Annotated in this window: 20 protein-coding genes and 2 tRNA genes; 11 read left to right on the top strand and 11 right to left on the bottom strand. The window is 68.1% G+C overall.

All coding sequences use genetic code 11. The features are described 5' to 3' along the window. The first annotated feature begins 17 nt into the window (after nucleotides 1–17). The 3 genes from IAE60_RS02080 (at nucleotide 18) to IAE60_RS02070 (ending at nucleotide 3,109) form a co-directional block, all read left to right on the top strand. Nucleotides 18–1,052 (top strand): aldo/keto reductase, encoded by a 1,035-nt coding sequence (locus IAE60_RS02080; RefSeq protein WP_185894430.1) that lies wholly within the window; start codon nucleotides 18–20, stop codon nucleotides 1,050–1,052. Between the two features lie 151 nt (nucleotides 1,053–1,203). Then, a complete protein-coding gene (locus IAE60_RS02075) occupies nucleotides 1,204–2,442 on the top strand; it encodes a Xaa-Pro dipeptidase (RefSeq protein WP_276509854.1) in 1,239 nt (412 codons plus the stop codon). Nucleotides 2,443–2,452: 10 nt separating this feature from the next. Next, on the top strand, nucleotides 2,453–3,109 hold the full coding sequence (locus IAE60_RS02070) for a DsbA family oxidoreductase (protein ID WP_187573674.1): 657 nt from the start codon (nucleotides 2,453–2,455) through the stop codon (nucleotides 3,107–3,109). 5 nt (nucleotides 3,110–3,114) lie between these two features. On the opposite strand, the gene IAE60_RS02065 is transcribed toward IAE60_RS02070, so the two are convergent. Continuing rightward, nucleotides 3,115–3,327: a hypothetical protein gene (locus tag IAE60_RS02065; RefSeq protein WP_162108305.1), complete on the bottom strand. Its 213-nt coding sequence runs from the start codon at nucleotides 3,325–3,327 to the stop codon at nucleotides 3,115–3,117. 135 nt (nucleotides 3,328–3,462) lie between these two features. Continuing rightward, nucleotides 3,463–4,107, bottom strand: a complete 645-nt coding sequence (locus IAE60_RS02060; protein WP_187573673.1) for an arylesterase — start codon at nucleotides 4,105–4,107, stop codon at nucleotides 3,463–3,465. Nucleotides 4,108–4,147: 40 nt separating this feature from the next. Between IAE60_RS02060 and IAE60_RS02055 the strand changes: the two genes are divergently transcribed. Both IAE60_RS02055 and IAE60_RS02050 read left to right on the top strand, forming a co-directional pair. Beyond that, nucleotides 4,148–4,915 carry an ABC transporter ATP-binding protein gene (locus IAE60_RS02055; protein ID WP_425504447.1) on the top strand — a complete coding sequence of 256 codons (768 nt, stop codon included), beginning with the start codon at nucleotides 4,148–4,150 and terminating at the stop codon, nucleotides 4,913–4,915. Further along, complete coding sequence (locus tag IAE60_RS02050) at nucleotides 4,912–7,413, top strand: ABC transporter permease (RefSeq protein ID WP_187573672.1); 2,502 nt, start codon at nucleotides 4,912–4,914, stop codon at nucleotides 7,411–7,413. The genes IAE60_RS02055 and IAE60_RS02050 overlap by 4 nt, the downstream gene beginning before the upstream one ends. 138 nt (nucleotides 7,414–7,551) lie before the next feature. On the opposite strand, the gene IAE60_RS02045 is transcribed toward IAE60_RS02050, so the two are convergent. The 5 genes from IAE60_RS02045 to IAE60_RS18890 form a co-directional block, all read right to left on the bottom strand. After that, complete coding sequence (locus IAE60_RS02045; RefSeq protein WP_187573671.1) at nucleotides 7,552–8,775, bottom strand: RtcB family protein; 1,224 nt, start codon at nucleotides 8,773–8,775, stop codon at nucleotides 7,552–7,554. A gap of 138 nt (nucleotides 8,776–8,913) precedes the next feature. After that, a complete protein-coding gene (locus IAE60_RS02040) occupies nucleotides 8,914–10,032 on the bottom strand; it encodes a slipin family protein (protein WP_187573670.1) in 1,119 nt (372 codons plus the stop codon). A gap of 372 nt (nucleotides 10,033–10,404) precedes the next feature. Next, a tRNA-Asn gene (locus tag IAE60_RS02035) sits at nucleotides 10,405–10,470 on the bottom strand. A gap of 2 nt (nucleotides 10,471–10,472) precedes the next feature. Further along, nucleotides 10,473–10,542: transfer RNA gene (locus IAE60_RS02030), tRNA-OTHER, on the bottom strand. A gap of 430 nt (nucleotides 10,543–10,972) precedes the next feature. After that, complete coding sequence (locus IAE60_RS18890) at nucleotides 10,973–11,095, bottom strand: hypothetical protein (protein ID WP_260618834.1); 123 nt, start codon at nucleotides 11,093–11,095, stop codon at nucleotides 10,973–10,975. A 181-nt stretch (nucleotides 11,096–11,276) separates the two neighbouring features. Between IAE60_RS18890 and IAE60_RS02025 the strand changes: the two genes are divergently transcribed. From IAE60_RS02025 to IAE60_RS02010, 4 genes are all read left to right on the top strand, one after another. Then, the gene (locus IAE60_RS02025; protein WP_425504462.1) at nucleotides 11,277–12,329 is read left to right on the top strand and encodes a class I SAM-dependent methyltransferase; all 1,053 of its coding nucleotides are present in this window, start codon (nucleotides 11,277–11,279) and stop codon (nucleotides 12,327–12,329) included. 4 nt (nucleotides 12,330–12,333) lie between these two features. Continuing rightward, complete coding sequence (locus tag IAE60_RS02020; protein ID WP_185894422.1) at nucleotides 12,334–13,041, top strand: pseudouridine synthase; 708 nt, start codon at nucleotides 12,334–12,336, stop codon at nucleotides 13,039–13,041. Further along, nucleotides 13,038–13,724: an HAD family hydrolase gene (locus tag IAE60_RS02015; RefSeq protein ID WP_187573668.1), complete on the top strand. Its 687-nt coding sequence runs from the start codon at nucleotides 13,038–13,040 to the stop codon at nucleotides 13,722–13,724. Before IAE60_RS02020 ends, IAE60_RS02015 begins: the two co-directional genes overlap by 4 nt. Nucleotides 13,725–13,820: 96 nt before the next feature. Beyond that, a complete protein-coding gene (locus tag IAE60_RS02010) occupies nucleotides 13,821–14,324 on the top strand; it encodes an REP-associated tyrosine transposase (RefSeq protein ID WP_244966634.1) in 504 nt (167 codons plus the stop codon). Between the two features lie 57 nt (nucleotides 14,325–14,381). On the opposite strand, the gene IAE60_RS02005 is transcribed toward IAE60_RS02010, so the two are convergent. From IAE60_RS02005 to IAE60_RS01995, 3 genes are read right to left on the bottom strand one after another with little or no spacing between them, the layout of a single operon-like run. After that, a complete protein-coding gene (locus IAE60_RS02005) occupies nucleotides 14,382–14,945 on the bottom strand; it encodes a DUF1415 domain-containing protein (protein ID WP_187573667.1) in 564 nt (187 codons plus the stop codon). Further along, nucleotides 14,938–15,420 carry a YajQ family cyclic di-GMP-binding protein gene (locus IAE60_RS02000; protein WP_187573666.1) on the bottom strand — a complete coding sequence of 161 codons (483 nt, stop codon included), beginning with the start codon at nucleotides 15,418–15,420 and terminating at the stop codon, nucleotides 14,938–14,940. Before IAE60_RS02000 ends, IAE60_RS02005 begins: the two co-directional genes overlap by 8 nt. Nucleotides 15,421–15,450: 30 nt before the next feature. Beyond that, entirely contained in the window at nucleotides 15,451–16,101 is a 651-nt protein-coding gene (locus tag IAE60_RS01995; protein ID WP_244966633.1) for a DUF2306 domain-containing protein, read from the bottom strand. Nucleotides 16,102–16,224: 123 nt separating this feature from the next. On the opposite strand from IAE60_RS01995, the gene IAE60_RS01990 reads away from it, so the two are divergent. Further along, complete coding sequence (locus tag IAE60_RS01990) at nucleotides 16,225–17,109, top strand: DMT family transporter (RefSeq protein ID WP_187573665.1); 885 nt, start codon at nucleotides 16,225–16,227, stop codon at nucleotides 17,107–17,109. Nucleotides 17,110–17,133: 24 nt separating this feature from the next. Then, a complete protein-coding gene (locus tag IAE60_RS01985) occupies nucleotides 17,134–17,691 on the top strand; it encodes a CcdC protein domain-containing protein (RefSeq protein ID WP_187573664.1) in 558 nt (185 codons plus the stop codon). Between the two features lie 70 nt (nucleotides 17,692–17,761). On the opposite strand, the gene IAE60_RS01980 is transcribed toward IAE60_RS01985, so the two are convergent. Continuing rightward, nucleotides 17,762–18,394, bottom strand: coding sequence for an OmpW/AlkL family protein (locus IAE60_RS01980; protein ID WP_187573663.1), 633 nt, complete (start codon nucleotides 18,392–18,394; stop codon nucleotides 17,762–17,764). Nucleotides 18,395–18,599 lie beyond the last annotated feature (205 nt).

The raw sequence follows: 18,599 nt of genomic DNA, 5'->3' as shown, positions 1-18,599 counted from the left end.
CTTCTGGAACTCTCCCCATGGAATACCGTTACCTCGGCGCGTCCGGCTTCCGCGTGCCCGTCCTCTCCTTCGGCACCGGTACCTTCGGGGGCCAGGGTGCGCTGTTCAGTGCCTGGGGCAGCACCGACGTGGCCGAAGCGCGCCGCCTGGTCGACATCTGCCTCGACGCCGGCCTGACCATGTTCGACAGCGCCGACGTCTACTCCAAGGGCGCGGCCGAAGAGATCCTCGGTGAAGCGATCAAGGGCAGGCCGCGCGATGCGCTGATCATTTCCACCAAGGCCACCTTCCGCTTCGGCGATGGCGAGAACCAGGTCGGCTCTTCCCGCCACCACCTCATCAACGCCGTCGACGCGGCGCTCAAGCGGCTCGGCACCGACTACATCGACCTGTTCCAGCTGCATGGTTTCGACGCGCGCCCGCCGGTGGAAGAAGTGCTGTCCACGCTCGACACGCTGGTGAAGGCGGGCAAGATCCGCTACCTCGGCGTGTCCAACTTCTCCGGCTGGCATCTGATGAAGTCGCTGGCCGCCGCCGACCGGCATGGCTGGACGCGCTACGTGGCGCACCAGGCGTACTACTCGCTGGTCGGTCGCGACTACGAATGGGAGCTGATGCCGCTGGCCGCCGACCAGGGCGTGGGCGCGGTGGTGTGGAGCCCGCTGGGCTGGGGCCGCCTGACCGGCAAGATCCGCCGCGGCCAGCCGCTGCCCGAGAACAGCCGCCTGCAGTCGCAGGCCGCCCACGATGCCGGCCCGCAGGTCGACCTGGATTACCTGTACGACGTGGTCGATGCACTGGACGAGGTCGCGCAGGAAACCGGCAGGTCGATCCCGCAGGTCGCGCTGAACTGGCTGCTGCAGCGTCCGACCGTGAGCACCGTGGTGATCGGGGCACGCAACGAAGCGCAGCTGAGGCAGAACCTCGGTGCGGTCGGCTGGAACCTCACCCCGGAGCAGGTCGCGAAGCTGGACAAGGCCAGCCAGCGGCCAAAGCCGTACCCGTACTGGCACCAGGCCGGCTTCGCCTACCGCAATCCCACGCCGGTCTGATCCACGTATGCGGGGCGGGATCGCCCGCCCTGCTTCGTCACCGGATGCGTGCGGCTGCTAGAGTCGCGCAGCCCCCTTCCAGCCCGGAGTTCCGATGCGCCTGCATGCCCGTATGGTGAGTGTCCTCGCCGCTGCCCTTTCCCTCGCCTGCATGCCCGCGTTCGCCGCGACGACCTACGTCAAGGCCGGCCGCCTGCTGGATGTCGAATCCGGGCGCATGCTGACCGACCAGGCCATCGTGATCGAGGACACGCGCATCACCGCCATCGGTCCGGCCGCCAGCACGCCCGTGCCGGCCGGCGCGACGGTGCACGACCTGTCGGGAAAAACCGTGCTGCCCGGCCTGATGGATGCCCACGTGCACCTGCACGGCGACGCCGACCTGCAGGGCTACCGGCGCCTGGCGATCTCGCTGCCGGCGGCGGCGATCAAGGGCGCGAAGAATGCGCGTACCACGCTGCTGGCCGGCTTCACCACGGTTCGTGTGCCCGGCTCACCCGGTTACGCCGACGTGGCGCTGCGCGATGCCATCGCGAACGGCGAGGTCGAGGGTCCGCGCATCCTCGCCGGCGGCGTCGCCATCGGCATCACCGGCGGCCACTGCAGCGACAACAACCTGCTGCCGGCCGAGTACAAGGCGGTGGGCGACGGCGTGGCCGACGGTCCCTGGGCCGTGCGGCAGAAGGTGCGGCAGGACGTGAAGTTCGGCGCCGATTTCATCAAGACCTGTTCCACCGGCGGCGTGCTGTCCAAGGGCACCGAGGTCGGTGCGCCGCAGTACTCGCTGGAGGAACTGAAGGCGCTGGTCGACGAAGCGCACGCGCTGGGCCGCAAGGTCGCCTCGCACGCGCACGGCGCCACCGGCATCCGTAATGCATTGCTCGCCGGCGTGGACTCCATCGAGCACGCCAGCTTCATCGACGACGAAGGCATCGCGCTGGCCAAGAAGAACGGCACCGTACTGGTGATGGACATCTACAACACCGAGTACATCCTCGGCGAAGGCGAGAAGGCCGGGTTCCTGCCCGAATCGCTGGAAAAGGAGCGCCGTGTGGGCGCCACCCAGCGCGAGAACTTCCGCAAGGCGCACCAGGCCGGCGCCATCATGGGCTTCGGTACCGATGGCGGCGTGTATCCGCACGGCCTCAATGCGCGCCAGTTCTCGCGCATGGTGCAGTTCGGCATGACCCCGCTGCAGGCGATCCGCTCGGCCACGCTGGTCAATGCGCGGCTGTTCGGCATCGACAAGGAGGTCGGCGTGCTGAAGCCCGGCTACTTCGCCGACCTGATCGCCGTGGACGGCGACCCGCTGCAGGACGTGGCCGTGCTGGAGAACGTCGGCTTCGTGATGAAGCAGGGCCACGTGTACAAGAACTCTGCCGGCGAGTGAGGTCCCGCGCATGCCCAGGCCCGTGAAGATCGATTTCGTCTCCGATGTCGCCTGCCCCTGGTGTGCGATCGGCCTGGCCGCACTGGAACGCGCCATGGCGGACATCGGCAACGATCTGCAGGTCGAGTTGCGCTTCCAGCCGTTCGAGCTCAATCCCGACATGGGTCCGCAGGGCGAGTCGATCGCCGAACATCTCGGGAAGAAATACGGCCTGAGTGCGGAACAGCTGGCCCAGAACGGCGAGGCGCTGCGTCAGCGAGGCGAGGCGCTCGGGTTCCGCTTCGACCTGCAGAAGCGCGACCGCATCTACAACACCTTCGATGCGCACCGCCTGCTGCACTGGGCGGGCGGACAGGGCGCCGCACCGCAGCTCGCGCTCAAGCGGGCCCTGCTGCAGGCGTATCACGGCGAAGGAAGCAACGTGTCCGACCACGACACGCTGGTTGCGATCGTCGAAGCGACGGGACTGGATGCGGCCGAGGCCCGCCAAGTCCTGGCTACGGGCCATTTCGCCGCGGAGGTCCGCGAGCGAGAACGCTTCTACCAGCAGCAGGGCATACGCGCGGTGCCGGCGGTGATCTTCAACGACCGCCACCTGATACAGGGCGGCCAGCCTGCGGACGTGTTCGAACAGGCACTGCGACAGCTGTCGGGGATGGCGGCGTAAGAGGATCAGCCGTGGCGGGCCAGCAGGACGGACTCGTTGCTGGGCATTTCCACCACCACGGCGGTCGGGATGCCATGGTGCTGGTGCAGGGTGGCGGCGAGCAGCTTGGCGCTTTCTCGCGCATCGCCCAGGTTGTCGAACCAGTTGCGGCCGTACTGGCCTTCGTAGAGTTGCCAGCCTTTGTCGTTGGCGGCGATGGTGAACAGCAGGCGGGGCATGACGGACTCCGGTCAACACGCCGGGCAGGGAACCGGCGTGCAGACTGTGCGCGAATGTGCCAGTTATCACATTCGGCGGAAGTCTCGGATCCGCGTAGGAAAAGTCCTACGCGGCTGTAGGTAGGACGCCCGGCCTCAGCGCAGCAGGGGCTCCAGGGCCTTCCAGACATGGTCCCGCAGCTTGGGTTGCGCGCTCGCGACCGGGTGCAGGTTGTCGGCCTGGTAGGCGTTGCGGTCCAGCGCGATGGGTTCCAGCAGGAACGGCAGCAGGGCGGTGCCGTACTGCTTCGCCAGCACGCTGTAGTTCTGCTCGAACCCGCGCGTGTAGTCCGGTCCGTAGTTGGGCGGCATGCGCATGCCCACCAGCAGCACCTTCGCCTTGCGTGCCTGCGCGGCCTTGATCATCTTTTCCAGATTGGCGCGCGTCTGCGCCAGCGGCAGGCCGCGCAACCCATCGTTCGCCCCCAGCGCGATGACCACGACGGCGGGCTTGTGGCGTTGCAGTTCCGCCTCGATGCGCGCCGCGCCGCCGGCAGTCGTCTCGCCGCTGATGCTGGCGTTGACCACCCGCCATCCCGGCCGGGTCTTGCCGATACGGTCAGCGGTCAGGGCCACCCAGCCCTGTGCGGGTGACAGGCCATAGGCGGCCGACAGCGAATCGCCCATCACCAGAAGGGTGCGGGCGGCCTTCGCGGGTGCGGCCTGTGCGGTCTGCGCCACGACGGGACGTGCGAATAATGCGACGAACAGCAGCATGACCAGGCCCGACGCCCATTGCATGCGTGCGCGCCCGGCCCCATACCTGCCTAAATAACGAAACATGCGAACCGTGCTCCCGATGATCCACGAAATGACCGACGAGACGATCATGGCCGACGCCAGCAGACTGCACACTGAAGCCCACGCCTCCGCCCGCGCCGTCCTCGACGTGCAGGGGCTGGGCAAGCACGTGACGCTGCCCGGCGGCGAACTGACGATACTCGAGGAGGTGGGCTTCCGCATCGGCCATGGCGATACCGTGGCGATCGTCGGGGCATCGGGATCGGGCAAGAGCACGCTGCTGTCCCTGCTGGCCGGGCTGGACGTGCCCAGCACGGGTTCGGTGACGCTCGATGGCGAGCGGATCTCCGCCATGGACGAGGACGGCCGGGCACGCGTGCGCGGCGAGAAGGTCGGCTTCGTGTTCCAGAGCTTCCAGCTGCTGCCCTCGCTGACGGCGCTGGAGAACGTCATGCTGCCGCTGGAATTGCGCGGCGATACCGACGTGGAAGGGCCGGCGCGGCAGATCCTGCAGAAGGTGGGCCTGGGCGAGCGCCTGGCCCATTACCCGCGCCAGCTGTCCGGTGGCGAACAGCAGCGCGTGGCACTGGCGCGAGCCTTCGTCACCCGGCCGTCGCTGCTGTTCGCGGACGAGCCCACCGGCAATCTCGACACCCACACCGGGCAGGCGATCATCGAGCTGCTGTTCGCGCTGAACGCCGATGCCGGCACCACGCTGGTGCTGGTGACGCACGACGACCACCTGGCGGCACGCTGCCAGCGCCTGCTCCGGCTGGATGCCGGACGCCTGCAGGGTGGGGCCGCATGAGGACGCTGGCGCTGGCCTGGCGCCAGTTGCGGCGCGACCTGGCCGCGGGCGACATCCGCATCCTGTTCGCCGCGCTGGTGCTGGCGGTGGTGGCGGTGACCTCGGTGGGCTTCGTCACCGATCGCGCCGAGCGCGCGCTGGCGATCGAGGCGAACCGCCTGCTGGGCGGCGACGTGGTGGTGCGCGGCGATGCGCCGCCCACCGAGGCGCTGCGTGCGCTGGCCGCGGCACCGGGCCTGCGCGTGACCGAAACGCAGGAGCTGCAGAGCATGATCCGCGCCGGCGAGTCGCTGTCGCTGGGCGACCTGCGCGCGCTGGGCGAAGGATTTCCGCTGCGCGGCAGCTTCCGCATCGTCGATCGCGCAGGTGCGGCCGAGCGAGATGCCCGTGGCCTCCCCGCGCCGGGCACGCTCTGGATCAGCCAGGCGGGCGCGGAGACGCTGGGCGCGAAACCGGGCGACGCCATCGGCATCGGCACGCGCACGTTGAAGCTGGCCGCGCTGGTGACGCAGGAACCGGATGCGGCGCTCGACTACTTCAATGTCGCGCCGAAAGTCTTCCTCAACCTCGCCGACCTGCCGTCCACCGGACTGGTGCAGGAAGGCAGTCGCCTGCGCTATCGCCTGGTCGTGGCCGGCGATGCGGCCGCGGTCGAAACCTTCACCGCGGCGGTCAAGCCGCAACTCGCGCGCGGTCAGCGCATGGAAACCATCCAGGACGCGCGCCCGGAAGTGCGCTCCGCGCTGGATCGGGCCAGCCGCTTCCTCGGCCTGGCGGCGCTGGTGTCCGTCGTGCTCGCCGCCGTCGCCGTGGCGATGGCCGCGCGGCGCCACAGCGAGCGCCATCTGTCCGGTACCGCCGTCATGCGCTGCCTGGGTGCGCAGCAGCGCACGCTGGTGGGCATCCACGTCGGCGAACTGGTGCTGCTGGGATTGGCCGCCTGCACGGTCGGCGTTCTCATCGCGTTCGGCCTGCAATGGGGTATTGGCCGCTGGCTGCAGCAGTCGCTGCAGATCGACATTCCCCCGGCGGGCCTCATGCCGGCGCTGCAGGGCTATGGCGTGGGCATGATCGTGCTGCTCGCCTTCGGTGCGCCGCCGGTGCTGGCATTGCGACGTGTGCCCGCGCTGCGCGTGCTGCGTCGTGACCTGGACCGGACCGAACCCAGCGCATGGCTGGTCGCGCTGACCGGCTTCGTCGGCCTGGGCGCGCTGCTGTGGTGGAAGGCGGGTTCGCCCACGCTCGGCACCGCGATGCTGGTCGGCATCGTCGGCACGCTCGCCGTGCTTGCCCTGCTGGCGTGGGCGTTGATCGTGCTGGTGCGCCGGCTGCGCTCCCGCCTGCGCGGCAGCCTGCGTTACGGGCTGGCCAACGTCAGCCGGCGCGCCGGCACGTCGATCGCACAGGTATCCGCGCTCGGCCTCGGTCTGATGGCGCTGTTGCTGCTGACCTTCGTGCGCACCGACCTGCTGGACCGCTGGCAGCTGGCGCTGTCGGCCAATGCGCCGAACCGCTTCATCATCAACGTGCAGCCGGACCAGGTGGACCCGGTGAAGGCCTTCATGCAAGCGCGCGGGTTGTCGGCGGTCGACCTCTACCCGATGATCCGGGGCCGTCTGGTCGAACTCAACGGCACGCCCACCAGTGGTGCCGACTATCAGGGCGCCGACGAACGCACGCAGCGTCGCGCAGACCGCGAGTTCAACCTGTCGATGGCCGCGACCCTGCGCGACGACAACAAGGTGACCGCGGGCGAGTTCTGGAGCGGTCGCACTCCGTCGTCGCCTGAACTGTCGGTGGAAGAGGGGTTCGCCGAGGACCTGGGCTGGAAGCTCGGCGACCGCGTTGCGTTCGACATCGCGGGCCAGCGTTTCGAGGGCCGCATCACCAGCCTGCGCAGCGTGGACTGGGAGAGCTTCCGCCCCAACTTCTTCGTCGTCGCCTCGCCGGGCGCGCTCGATGGATATTCCGCCAGTTACATCACCGCCGTCAGCGTACCGTCGGGCGATGCCGCCTTCACCCGCGAACTGGTCAACCAGTTCCCCAACCTGTCGGTGATCGATGTGGAGGCGGTGCTGAACCAGGTGCGCAGCACGGCCGAACAGGTCTCGCAGGTGGTGCAGGTGGTGTTCTGGTTCTCGCTGGCGGCGGGCCTGCTGGTGCTGATGGCCGCGGTGAGTGCCAGCCAGGACGAGCGCCTGCTCGAAGGCGGCGTGATGCGCGTGCTGGGCGGCAGCCGTCGCCAGTTGCGGCTTGCGCAGGCCTCGGAGTTCGCCGCCATCGGCCTGCTGGCCGGTCTGGTGGCGGCGATCGCGGCGTCGGTATTGTCGGGCGTGGTCGCGACCCAGGTGTTCGACCTGCCGTGGAAGGCCAACTGGCAGCTGGCCGCCATCGGCGGCGGGCTGGGCATGCTGGCTGCGTTGTGCGCGGGGCTGTTCGCCACGCGCAAGGTGCTGGATGCGCCGCCGTCGGTGACGCTGCGGGAACTGCAGAGCTGAGGCTCTTCCGCTTGTAGGAGCGCCCTCGGGCGCGATGCTCTTGCTTTCGCGGCAGGATCAAGAAAAAGCATCGCGCCCGAGGGCGCTCCTACACACACAAAGGAATGGGTGAGCCGCAAAAAAGGGGCGAGCCGAAGCTCACCCCTTGATGCACACCACCTGGCGCAGCGTGTGGACGACCTCCACCAGGTCGCTCTGCGCCGCCATCACCGCGTCGATGTCCTTGTACGCCGCCGGTGATTCGTCGATCACGTCGGCGTCCTTGCGGCATTCGACGTGCGCCGTCGCCTCGCGGTGCTGCGACAGGGTGATCTGCTGGCGCGCGGCGGTACGGCTCAGCACGCGGCCGGCCCCGTGGCTGCAGCTGTGGAAGCTGTCCGCGTTGCCCTTGCCGCGCACGATGAAGCTCTTCGCGCCCATGCTGCCGGGAATGATCCCCAGCTCGCCGACACGCGCGCTCACCGCGCCCTTGCGGGTCACCAGCAGGTCCACGCCGCCGTGCGTCTCCTTCTGCACGTAGTTGTGGTGGCAGTTCACCGCCATCTTCTCCAACTGGAACTTCGGCAGGCGGTGGCGCATCTCCGCCAGTACGCGCGACATCATCGCTTCGCGGTTCTCGCGGGCGTAGTCCTGTGCCCACGAGACCGCTTCCACGTAATCGTCGAACAAGGGCTCGCCTTCCATGAAGAAGGCCAGGTCCTTGTCCGGCAGGGGGAAGCCCAGCACACGGTGCGCCAGCTGTTCGCGCGCCCGCTCGATGAAGTAGTTGCCGATCAGGTTGCCGGTGCCGCGCGAACCGCTGTGCAGCATCACCCACACCGCATCGGCCTCGTCCAGGCAGATCTCGATGAAGTGGTTGCCGCCGCCCAGCGTGCCGATCTGGCGATCCAGCTTGTCGGTACGGATCTTGCGGTGCTTCTGCTTGATCGCCTCCAGGCGTGGCTCCAGCCCCGACTGCGTGATGCGCGTGCGGATGCTGTCCGGCAGCTTCCAATGCTCTCCGCCGCGCCCGTTGCCGACCGGCACGCTGCGTTCGATGCTCGAACGCAGTTGCGCCAGGTTGTCCGGCAGGTCCTTCGCGCGCAGCGTGGTCCGCACCGCGGCCATGCCGCAGCCGATGTCCACGCCGACCGCCGCCGGAATGACGGCGCCGCGCGTCGGGATGACCGAGCCCACGGTCGCGCCCTTGCCCAGGTGCACGTCGGGCATCACCGCGACCCACGGGCCGACGAAGGGGATCGCCGCGATGTTCCGCAGCTGCTCGTGGGCGCCCTGGTCCAGGGGCACGCCGCGCACCCAGCCCTTGATCGGCGTGGTGCTGCCCTCGGCGTGCAGTAGTTCGAAGTGTGTTTGTGTGTTCATGTGATGTCCTTGTCCATTGTAGGAGCGCCCCATGGGCGCGATGCGCTTGTCTCCGCTTCTTCCATGAAAAGCATCGCGCCCATGGGGCGCTCCTACAGAAGGCCCGTCGCGGCGGGTCCGTCCACCGCGCGGGCCGTACTACTTCAATGTCACCAGCTGCTTCAGCACGCCATCCAGGCCGCCGAACACGGTGAGCTTGTCGATCTTCTCGGTGACCTTCTCCAGGGCCTCGAGCTCCTTCAGGCGCATCAGCACCGGCGACTCGTCGATCAGCTTCGCGGTGTGGAGCAGGGAACGCGTGGCGTTCGCCTCCTCGCGGCGGCGGATCACGTTGGCCTGCGCCGTCTTCTCCGCCTGCACCACCCCGTTGAGGATCTCCTTCATCTCGCCCGGCAGGATCACGTCCTTCACGCCCACGCCCAGCACCTCGACGCCGAGCCCGGCCATCTGGCCGCGCACGTAGGCGAAGATGTCGGCGTCCAGCGAAGCCTTGTCGCCCAGCAGCTCGTCCAGCGTCTTGGCGGAGACCGCCTTGCGCAGGCCGTACTGCAGCTCGCGGTAGACGAAGTCGCCGACCTTCGCGACCTTGGTGCGCGCCGCCACCACGTCGGTGACGCGGGTGCTGGCGGCCAGGTTCACGCGCAGGCTGACCTTGTCGCGGGTCAGGAGCTCCTGGCCCGAGACCTCGATCGCCTGCACGCGCAGGTCGACGATGTCCACGACCACGTTCTTCTGGAAATTCCAGAAGGCGTAGCTGCCCGGGGCGAGCGTGCGCTCGAGCTTGCCGTCGATGAACACCAGGCCGGCGAATTCCGCCGGCACATCGGTCACCACGGCCAGCTTCGACAACGCGCCCAACTGGCGCAGGCGCCGCGCAACGGCGACGTCCACGTCCGGCGTGGCGAGCGCCACCGCCTGCACCTCGACCTTCACCAGGCCGATCCAGTACAGGCGCCGCGTGCCGGGCGGCAGCACGTCTTCCAGCTTGCCGTTCTTCAGCACCAGGCCCACCTCGTCCACGCCGATGTCGGCGAGAACGAAGGTCTCGCCCAGGCGCTCGCCGAGGCGCGCGATCAGCGCGTCGACGTCGTGGCCGGCGTATTCCGGCGCTGCGATGTTGAACGTGCGCACCTCGATCCGACCCAGCGGGTCGAACCAGCGGTACACGCCGGGCGCGAGCAGCTGCTCGAACCGACGGTTGCGATACACCAGGCCGCGCTCGCCGTCACCGATCACGACCCTCTTGGTCCAGAACATGGCGTTGTTCTCCTTGTTGGCTCTGGTGGTTCGATCCGGATTCAACGGATCGCCGCGGTGGATCGAATCCCGCGACGAAAGGTGCCCATCGCGATTGGCGATCGGCGGAAGAAGGTGGAAACGCCCCTGGACGGAGGCGATGCGGGCGACCGGCGCTGTCGGCGGAGGCATCGCAGCGACGGCGCGGTCCGTGGACTGCGTCGAACGCTGCGCGCTTCCACGTCGAGGGCGCGGTGCCGGCACCGTCCCCGCTGCGTTGCGCCGTCGTCCCGCATTCCATCGTGGAAAGACGACACGCCGCACGGGGTGTTTCCTGGGTGGGACTTGCGTCCCGGTGTCATGACGTGAAAGGTCATGTGCCCTTGCGGGCGTTGGAGCGGGAGTCGAACCCGCGACAGTCGGATTAACCGTCCGATGCTCTAACCATCTGAGCTATCCAGTGGTGGACGAACCGGATTCGAACCGGTGGCCAACGGCATGCGCCGCTGCTCTGCCTCTGAGCTTCCGTCCGCTCGAGGAACACCGTCTCCCCCGCTTCGGCATACGCCGCGGCAGCGCCGCGCGCACCGGACGGGACGCTAGCCCGTACCGCTGTAGCGTGTTCGGTCGATGTTCCGCATTGCCGGCTGTCGCCAACCGGCAATCCGTTCGGGCGCGACGCGCCCTTGTGGGTGTTCTCTCCACGTGCAGCCCGCGTCGGGGCATCACGACGCAGCGCACATGCGCCAGTCGCAGCCGCGCCCCTGCATCGGGGCGCGCACGCGCACTACCCGGATGCCCCAGGGCGGAAAGGAACTTCCGTGGTGGAAAGAAACGAACCTCGATGCATGCGCACCCTCCGCGAACGCCGAAAACAGAACGCCCCCGGGTATGGCGACCCGAGGGCGTTCGCGTTCCTCGGAGATCGGGGTGGCCGATCTCCCAGGGAGTCAGCCGGATGTCAGAAGTCCAGGTGCCGTGCGCGTTCGGTACCGCGCAGGTCGCTGCCGTTCGCACGCAGCGCCAGGCCGCAGCGCGAGGGCTGCAGGGCGGGCTTGCTGTCGAAGGAATAGGCGGGCTTCATGGGAAGAATTCGATTGCTGAAAAAACGGCCACGTGGCCGACGGGCGCGCACGATACGCCGCTTGTTTGCGATGCGCAACACTTTTTTTATTTTATTTTCGAAGCCCGACCGACGGTGATGGAATCGGTCGCGAGTGGCTGCCGTTAGAATGACGCCTCATTCCCCGCCTGCGCGCCGCATCGTGGCCTCTCCCTTCTCCGATCCCGCTCTCGATGCCCTGATGCTTCCCTTCGCGCAGGGCGTGCTTGCCTGGCCATCCGGGCCGGTGCTGTTCCTGCGAGCGCGCGATGGCGCCGCGTTGCGCCAGTTCCCGTTGCCGCAGCTGGTATGCGAACAGAGTTTCCGTCCCGACGCCGAACTGCTGGAACGCGCCGGCTTGCGCGTCGTCGCCGATGCGGCTGCCGAAGAGACGCGCTATGCCCTGGTGCTGGTGTTGCCGCCGCGCCAGCGCGAAGAAGCGCGCGCGTTGCTTGCGCGCGCCGTGCAACTGGCGGCGCCCGATGGCGTCGTCGTCGCCGCGATGACCAACAACGAGGGCGCCAAGTCGGGCGAAGCCGACTTGAAGCAACTCGCGGGCCTGGCGGGCACGCTGACCAAGTTCCATTGCCGCACGTTCTGGACGCGCAAGCGCGCGGACAGCGTCGACGACGCGTTGCTCGCGCAATGGTCGGCGCTGGACGCGCCGCGTCGGATCGAGAACGGCCGCTACCTCAGCCGTCCGGGCGTCTTCGCCTGGAACCGGATCGATCCGGCGTCCGCGCTGCTGGTCGAGTGCCTGCCGACGGACATCACCGGGCACGGCGCCGACCTGGGCGCGGGATGGGGATTCCTGTCGCTGTCCCTGCTGGCGCGCAATCCCGGCATCACCGCGCTTGATCTGTACGAGGCCGAGGCACGCGCGTTGTCGCTGGCCAGGGCGAACCTCGCGGAAGCGGGCGCGAGCGCAACGCTCGATTTCCACTGGCACGACGTCACCGCCGGACTGCCGCAGCGCTACGACTTCATCGTCAGCAATCCGCCCTTCCATACGCAGAGCCGCGCGGATCGCCCCGACATCGGCCAACGCTTCATCACCGCCGCGGCCGCCGCGCTCAAGCCCGGCGGCCGGCTGTGGCTGGTGGCCAACCGCCATCTGCCTTACGAGCAGACCCTGAACGATCAGTTCGGCGAGGTGCGCGTGGCCGGCGAACGCGATGGCTTCAAGGTCATCGCCGCGGTGAAGGCGAGGCGGTGAGCGCATGAAGATCGTCAAGCACATCGCCAACCTCGGCTATGGCAGCCGCAAGGACGTGCAGTGGATGTTCCGCGAGGGGCGGATCACCGACGCCGCGGGCGAGGTGCTGTATGCCGACGACCCGGTCGACCACGACAACATCCGCGTGGATGGCGAGCCGCTCGACCCTGCGCCGGGCGTGGCGATCCTGCTGCACAAACCCGTGGGCTACACCTGCTCGACCAAGGATACCGGCCGCATCGTCTACGACCTGTTCCCGTCGCGATTTCGTGAGCGTTCGCCGGTGCTGTCCACCGTGGGCCGGCTGGATCGCGAGACCAGTGGCCTGCTGCTGCTCACCGACGACGGTGGCCTGCTGCACCGGATCATCTCGCCCAAGGCCAACCTGCCCAAGGTCTACGACGCGACGTTGGCGCAGGACCTGCGCGGCGACGAAGCCGCGATCTTCGCCAGCGGCACGCTGATGCTGGAGTCGGAGCAGACGCCGCTCGCGCCGGCACACCTGCACGTCATCGATGCGCGCCATGCGCAGCTGACGCTCACCGAGGGTCGCTACCACCAGGTGCGCCGCATGTTCGCCGCGGTCGGCAACCACGTCCAGGCGTTGCATCGCAGCCGCATCGGCGGGCTGACGCTGGGCGACCTTGCGCCGGGGCAGTGGCGCCTTCTCGATCAGGGGGATCTCCGCCAGCTGTTCGGAGCCGAGGCATGAGTCGGGCGGCATTGCCGTTCACGCCCATGGCGGTGGTCTTCGACATGGACGGGCTGATGCTGGACAGCGAACGCGCCATCATCGCGTGCCTGGCGGAGGCCGCACGCGAACGAGGGCATGACCTGCCCGAGATGCTGTGGCTGTCGATGGTGGGCCACAGCGAAGCCGTCTGCCGCCACCTGCTGGACGAGGCGGTGGGTGAGCTGGAACGCGCGCAGGTGCTGCAGCGTTCGCATGCGCTGTACGACGCGGTCGTCGCGGCAGGCGTGCCGCATCGTCCCGGCATCATCGAGATGCTGGATTTCCTGCAGGCGCGCGGGATTCCACGCGCGGTGGCGACATCGACGCGGCGTCCGTTGGCCCTGAAGAAGCTGGAGGCCGCGGGCCTGCTGCCCCGGTTCGATGCGATATGCACCAGCAGCGACGTCGAGCATCCCAAGCCCGCGCCGGACATCTACCTGCTGGCCGCAGCGTCGCTGGGCGTCGACCCGGCGCAGTGCCTGGTACTGGAAGACTCGCCTACCGGCGTGCGTGCCGCGCTGGCCGCCGGCATGCATCCCATACAGATTCCGGACCTGCTGGAGCCGGACGATGCCGTGCGTTCGCTCGGCCACACCATCCTGCCGTCGCTGGACGATGCGCGTCGGCTGCTGGAGCGGCGGTTTGCCGGTGAGCTGATGTAGGAGCGACGTCAGTCGCGACCGCACGGCAAAATCCGACCCGTTTTCCCGCCATCTCCCGATGTCGCGCCGGCGATGTAGGAAACCATGCTCGCAGGCATGGATCAATCCGCACACCATCGTCCTGCGCAGGGTCATGCCGGTCTCCGTCGTGGGCGCAGGTCGATTGCCGGGCACGTCTACCTGGTGACCTTCGTCACCCGTGATCGACGACCGTTGTTCTCGGATCCGGTCATCGCTCACGACATGGCGCGTGCGATCACGGACAAGCGACTGTGGTATCGCTCGCGCCTGATGGCCTGGGTGCTGATGCCGGACCATTGGCATGGACTGATCGAACTGGGAGCGACGGAGACCCTTCCTGTTTGTGTCCAGCGGTTGAAAGCCAATACCTCCCGATCTTTCCGGGTCGGGCGGCAGCATGACGGTGTCTGGGCTCCAGGCTTCCATGATCGTGCGCTGCGGTCCAGCGACGACCTCAGGGTCGCGGCGCGCTATGTGATCGCAAATCCTCTGCGCGCAGGACTGGTCGATGAGATTGGAAAGTATCCGTACTGGGATGCCGTGTGGCTTGGGAACGAGTGCCTTGCAGACCGATCCTGAGCGCTGATGGCGTCCGGTCGCGACTGACGTCGCTCCTACAGAAAGCACAAAGCGTCGTCAGTCCGCGAACAGCTTCGCCCACCCCGCATGCCCCAGTACATCCAGCGTCTTCACGTTGCGCTCGACGATGACATCGGCATCGGGGAAGGCCTCCACCGCGCGGTCGATGCTGGCTTCGCGAAGCAGGTGCAGGGTGGGGTAGGGCGAACGGTTGGTGTAGTTGCTGATGTCGTCCGGCATCGTGCCGGCGAACTGGTAGTCGGGGTGGAAGCTGGCAACCTGGATCACGCCCTGCAGGTCCAGCGCCTCGACGGCGGCGTCGGCGTTGTCGAGGAAATCGTTGTAGTCCAGGAAGTCGGTCAGCACGTCGGGATGAACGATCAGCGTGGTGTCGATCTGCTCGGGATCGGCGTCGCGCAGCAGCACCAGTTCCTCGGCCAGTTCCTCCAGCAGGGCTTCCGGCGTGCTGGCATCGCTCAGCACGAAGCGCACCTGCTGCTTCACGTACGCCGCCTTGGCGAACGGGCACAGGTTCAGCCCGATGACGGCACGTTCCACCCAGCGGCGGGTAGCGTCGATGGGATCGCGCACCCCGTCGGCGGCCGCGGACGTATCAGTCACGGAAGTTGTCGAACTGCAGCGGCAGCTCGAATTCTGTCTTCTTCAGCAGCGCGATGACGTCCTGCAGGTCGTCGCGCTTCTTGCCGGTCACGCGCAGCTTGTCGCCGTTGATCTGGGCTTCCACCTTCAGCTTGGCGTCCTTGATGGTGGCGACGATCCTCTTCGCCAGCTTCTGCTCGATGCCCTGCTTGACCGTGATTTTCTGGCGGGCGCCGGCCAGGTTGGTTTCCACGTCGCCGAACTCCAGGCAGCGGGCGTCGATCTGGCGGGCGATCAGGCGCGCGCGCAGGATGTCGGTCATCTGCTTGAGCTGGAAATCGCTGGGCGCGGACTGGGTGATCAGCTTGTCGTCCAGCACGAATTTCGCTTCCACGCCCTTGAAGTCGAAGCGGGTGGAGAGTTCGCGGTTGGCCTGGTCCACGGCGTTGGTCAGTTCGTGGATGTTGACTTCGGAAACGACGTCGAAGGAGGGCATGGGGGAATTCCTGGTACCGGACGCGGAATTCTACCGTGCGCCGGCAAGCGGCACCGCTCCGGGTGGCGGCACGCGTGTGGCGCGCCACAGCCCGGCCAGCCGGCAGACGGTCTCGCATGCGAGCAGGGGCACCACCCAGCTGCACCAAAGCAAGGTAGCGATCAGGGCCGGCGAGGGCGCGAGCCCGCCCGCGATGGCGAGCGGCAACGACAGGCGGAAGAGGATCGGCGCCAGCGTCACGGCGTAATGGCGGACCATCCAGCGACGATGCCGCTCCACGGCCCCGCGCCTGATCGCCACCAGGCCGGTCAGCGCCGTGGTCAACCAGGCAAGGGCGGTCGCGGAGAACGCCAGGCGGATGGCGAACGGTGCGGGCGAGCTGGCGATCAGTCCGACGGCGCCGGTGGCGGCCACCAGCAGGCCGGACAGATAAAGGCGGCCCACCAGGCGGTGCGGGCGCGGATAGCGGTGGCGCCATTGGGTGAAGAACTGCACGGGCCCCAGCAGCACCGTGGTGAGCCCGCCGGCCAGATGCATCCACAGCCAGCTGCGCCGCATCATGAACATGCCGTAGGCAGCCGAATCCAGGTGCCGGTACTTGCCGTAGGCGGCCAGCAGGAACTCGAGGCTGGCGATGCCGAGCAGCAGCCACAGCGCGGCCCAGGCCAGGTGCAGGGCCATGCGGGAGCGGGGCGACGCGCTGGTGCGTGGAGCGATCCCTGTCATCGGCCTGCCTGCGCGGGTGGTTGCGCGCAGGGTAGCGCAGGCGTGAGGGAACGTGTCCAGCGGAGGCGATAATGGCGCATGGCCACGCCCCGTTCCTCGCTCACGTCCGCCGTCCTGCTCATGCTGGCCGCCGTGCTGCTGTTCGCGTTGATGGACGCGGGATTGAAGCTGCTTTCATCGCAGTACCCGCCGCTGCAGGTCGCGGCATTGCGCGGGTTGTCCTCGCTGCCGCTGGTGACGCTGTGGGTGCTGGCCACGGTGCCCGCCCGCTCGCTGCTGCGCGTGCATTGGCCGTTGCACCTGCTGCGCGGCGCGCTGGGCATCGCGATGATGGCCGGGTTCGTGTACGGCTTGCGCACGATGCCCTTGTCGACGGCCTACGCCATCACCTTCGTGGCGCCGCTGCTGGTCACGGCGATGGCGGGCCCATTGCTGAAGGAGCGGGTGGGGGCGGGGCGCTGGATCGCGATCGTCATCGGTCTGGTCGGCGTGTTGGTGATCCTGCGCCCGACCGGCGAAGGCATGCTGACCGGCGGCGGGCTGGCGATCCTCATCGCGGCGATCTGCTATGCGCTGGGTGCGGTCACCGTGCGCATGCTGGCGCAGCGCGACAGTACGCAGGCGATGGTGTTCTGGTTCGTCGTGCTGCTGTCGCTGGGCGCGTGGCTGCTGGCGTTGCCTGCATGGAAGCCGCTGCAGCCCGCGCACGGCTGGATCATCGCCGGCGTCGGCATCTCCGGTTCGCTAGCGCAGGTGGCGCTGACCGAGGCCTTCCGTCGTGGCGAGGCCTCGCTGATCGCGCCGCTGGAGTACACCGCGCTGGTCTGGGGCGTGCTGCTGGACGTGGCCTTGTGGTCGGTGCTGCCGGATGGCGTGACCTGGATCGGCGCGGGCATCATCGTCGCCAGCGGACTTTATCTGTTGCGGCGCGAAAAGGTCCACGTGGAGGCAGAACATCCTTGACGCGCGATGCGGCATGATGCGTGCATGCCTATCGTCCTCGTCCTGCTGTTCGTATTCCTGCTGCTCGCACTGTGGGTGGTGCTGTTGCCGCTCTCGCTGTGGCAGCGCTACCGCTACGGGCGGTCGCGCCGCATGGCCCGCAGCTGGCTGCTGGCGCTCAACGCGTGGAGCCTGCTGGTGTCGGTGGCGATTTTCATGGCGGTCAGTGCGTTCGGCCTTTTCTGGTGGCCGGACAGCCTGGCCGGCGCGGGGGTGGGATTGGCTGCAGGCAGCCTGCTCGGCCTGCTGGGCGTGTGGCTCACGCGCTGGGAGGTCGCGCCGCAGGGCGTCTTCTACCAGCCCAATGCCTGGCTTGCCCTGTTGCTGGTCGCCATCGTGGCCGGGCGCATCGTGCTGGGGTTCGTGCAGATGGCGCAGTACTGGCAGAGCGATGGCGTGCCGGCGACCCATGCGCTGCTGAGCGGGCACGGCAGCCTGCTGGCGGTGGCCGGCCTGCTGCTCGGTTACTACCTGGTCTACGCGTGGGGTGTGAAGTGGCGTGTCGCGCGCCTGCAGCGCCTGCGCGGTCACGGCACACGGTGATCCCTCCGCCCTCAGGAAAAGGCGGCGGGCCCGGAAGCCCGCCGCCGCATCGACGCGATGGTGCGATGGATCAGAAGCGTGCGCCGATACCCACACCCACGACCCACGGGTCGATCGTCAGTTCTTCGCCGGTGCCCTGGCCGGCCACGCGCACGCCTGCATCGCCCTTCATGTAACGGGCATCGGCACGCGCAAACCAAGTCTGGTTGATGTTGAAGTCCACGCCCGCGGTGGCGATGGCGCCCTTGGCGGTCTCCAGGCCGACGTGCGCGCCGTCGCCTCCGATGGTCTCGTTGCTGAAATTGGACTCGTAGTAGCCCAGGCCCACGAACGGGCGCATCACCTGGTCGGCGGTGCCGAAGTGGTACTGGCCGCTCAGCGCGATGGGCTGCTGGTCCACGGTACCGATCTTGCCGGCGCCATCGGCGCGCACACGGTGGTTGAACTTGTCGGCGGCACCCCACAGCTCGACGGCGATGTTCGGGGTCGCATACCAGCTGGCGCTGATCACCGGCGCGACGTCGCCGTCGATCTTCAGGCCGGGCGCGGGATCACGATCGGGCTTGAGGATGGCGGCGCCGCCGACCACGGCGAAGCGCTTGCTGGCGGCATCGGATGTCGTGTCGGTCGTTGCGTCCTGCGCCAGGGCAGGCATGGCAATGAGGGAAGCCAGGGCAATCGTGAGGGTACGAATGGATTTCATGCAGGAATCTCCTGTTCTGTTTTCTTATGTCCCCTCCGCGCGGTGCGATGCGTGATGCGTCGTCGCCGTCAGGGCGAGCGCACCGTAACCACCCCTGCATGAACATCTCCTGCTGCGCGACGTGAACCGATCGCGAACATGGCGGAAATGTCCTGCTACTGCACCTGCATTTCACGGTGCGTGCATGTCGCTGAGCGCACGCGCC

The organism is Pseudoxanthomonas mexicana (assembly GCF_014397415.1).
GTDB classification, from domain to species: Bacteria; Pseudomonadota; Gammaproteobacteria; order Xanthomonadales; family Xanthomonadaceae; genus Pseudoxanthomonas_A; species Pseudoxanthomonas_A mexicana.
The sequence above is the reverse complement of the archived record's forward strand: the minus strand, read 5'-3'. Positions and strand labels throughout refer to the sequence as shown.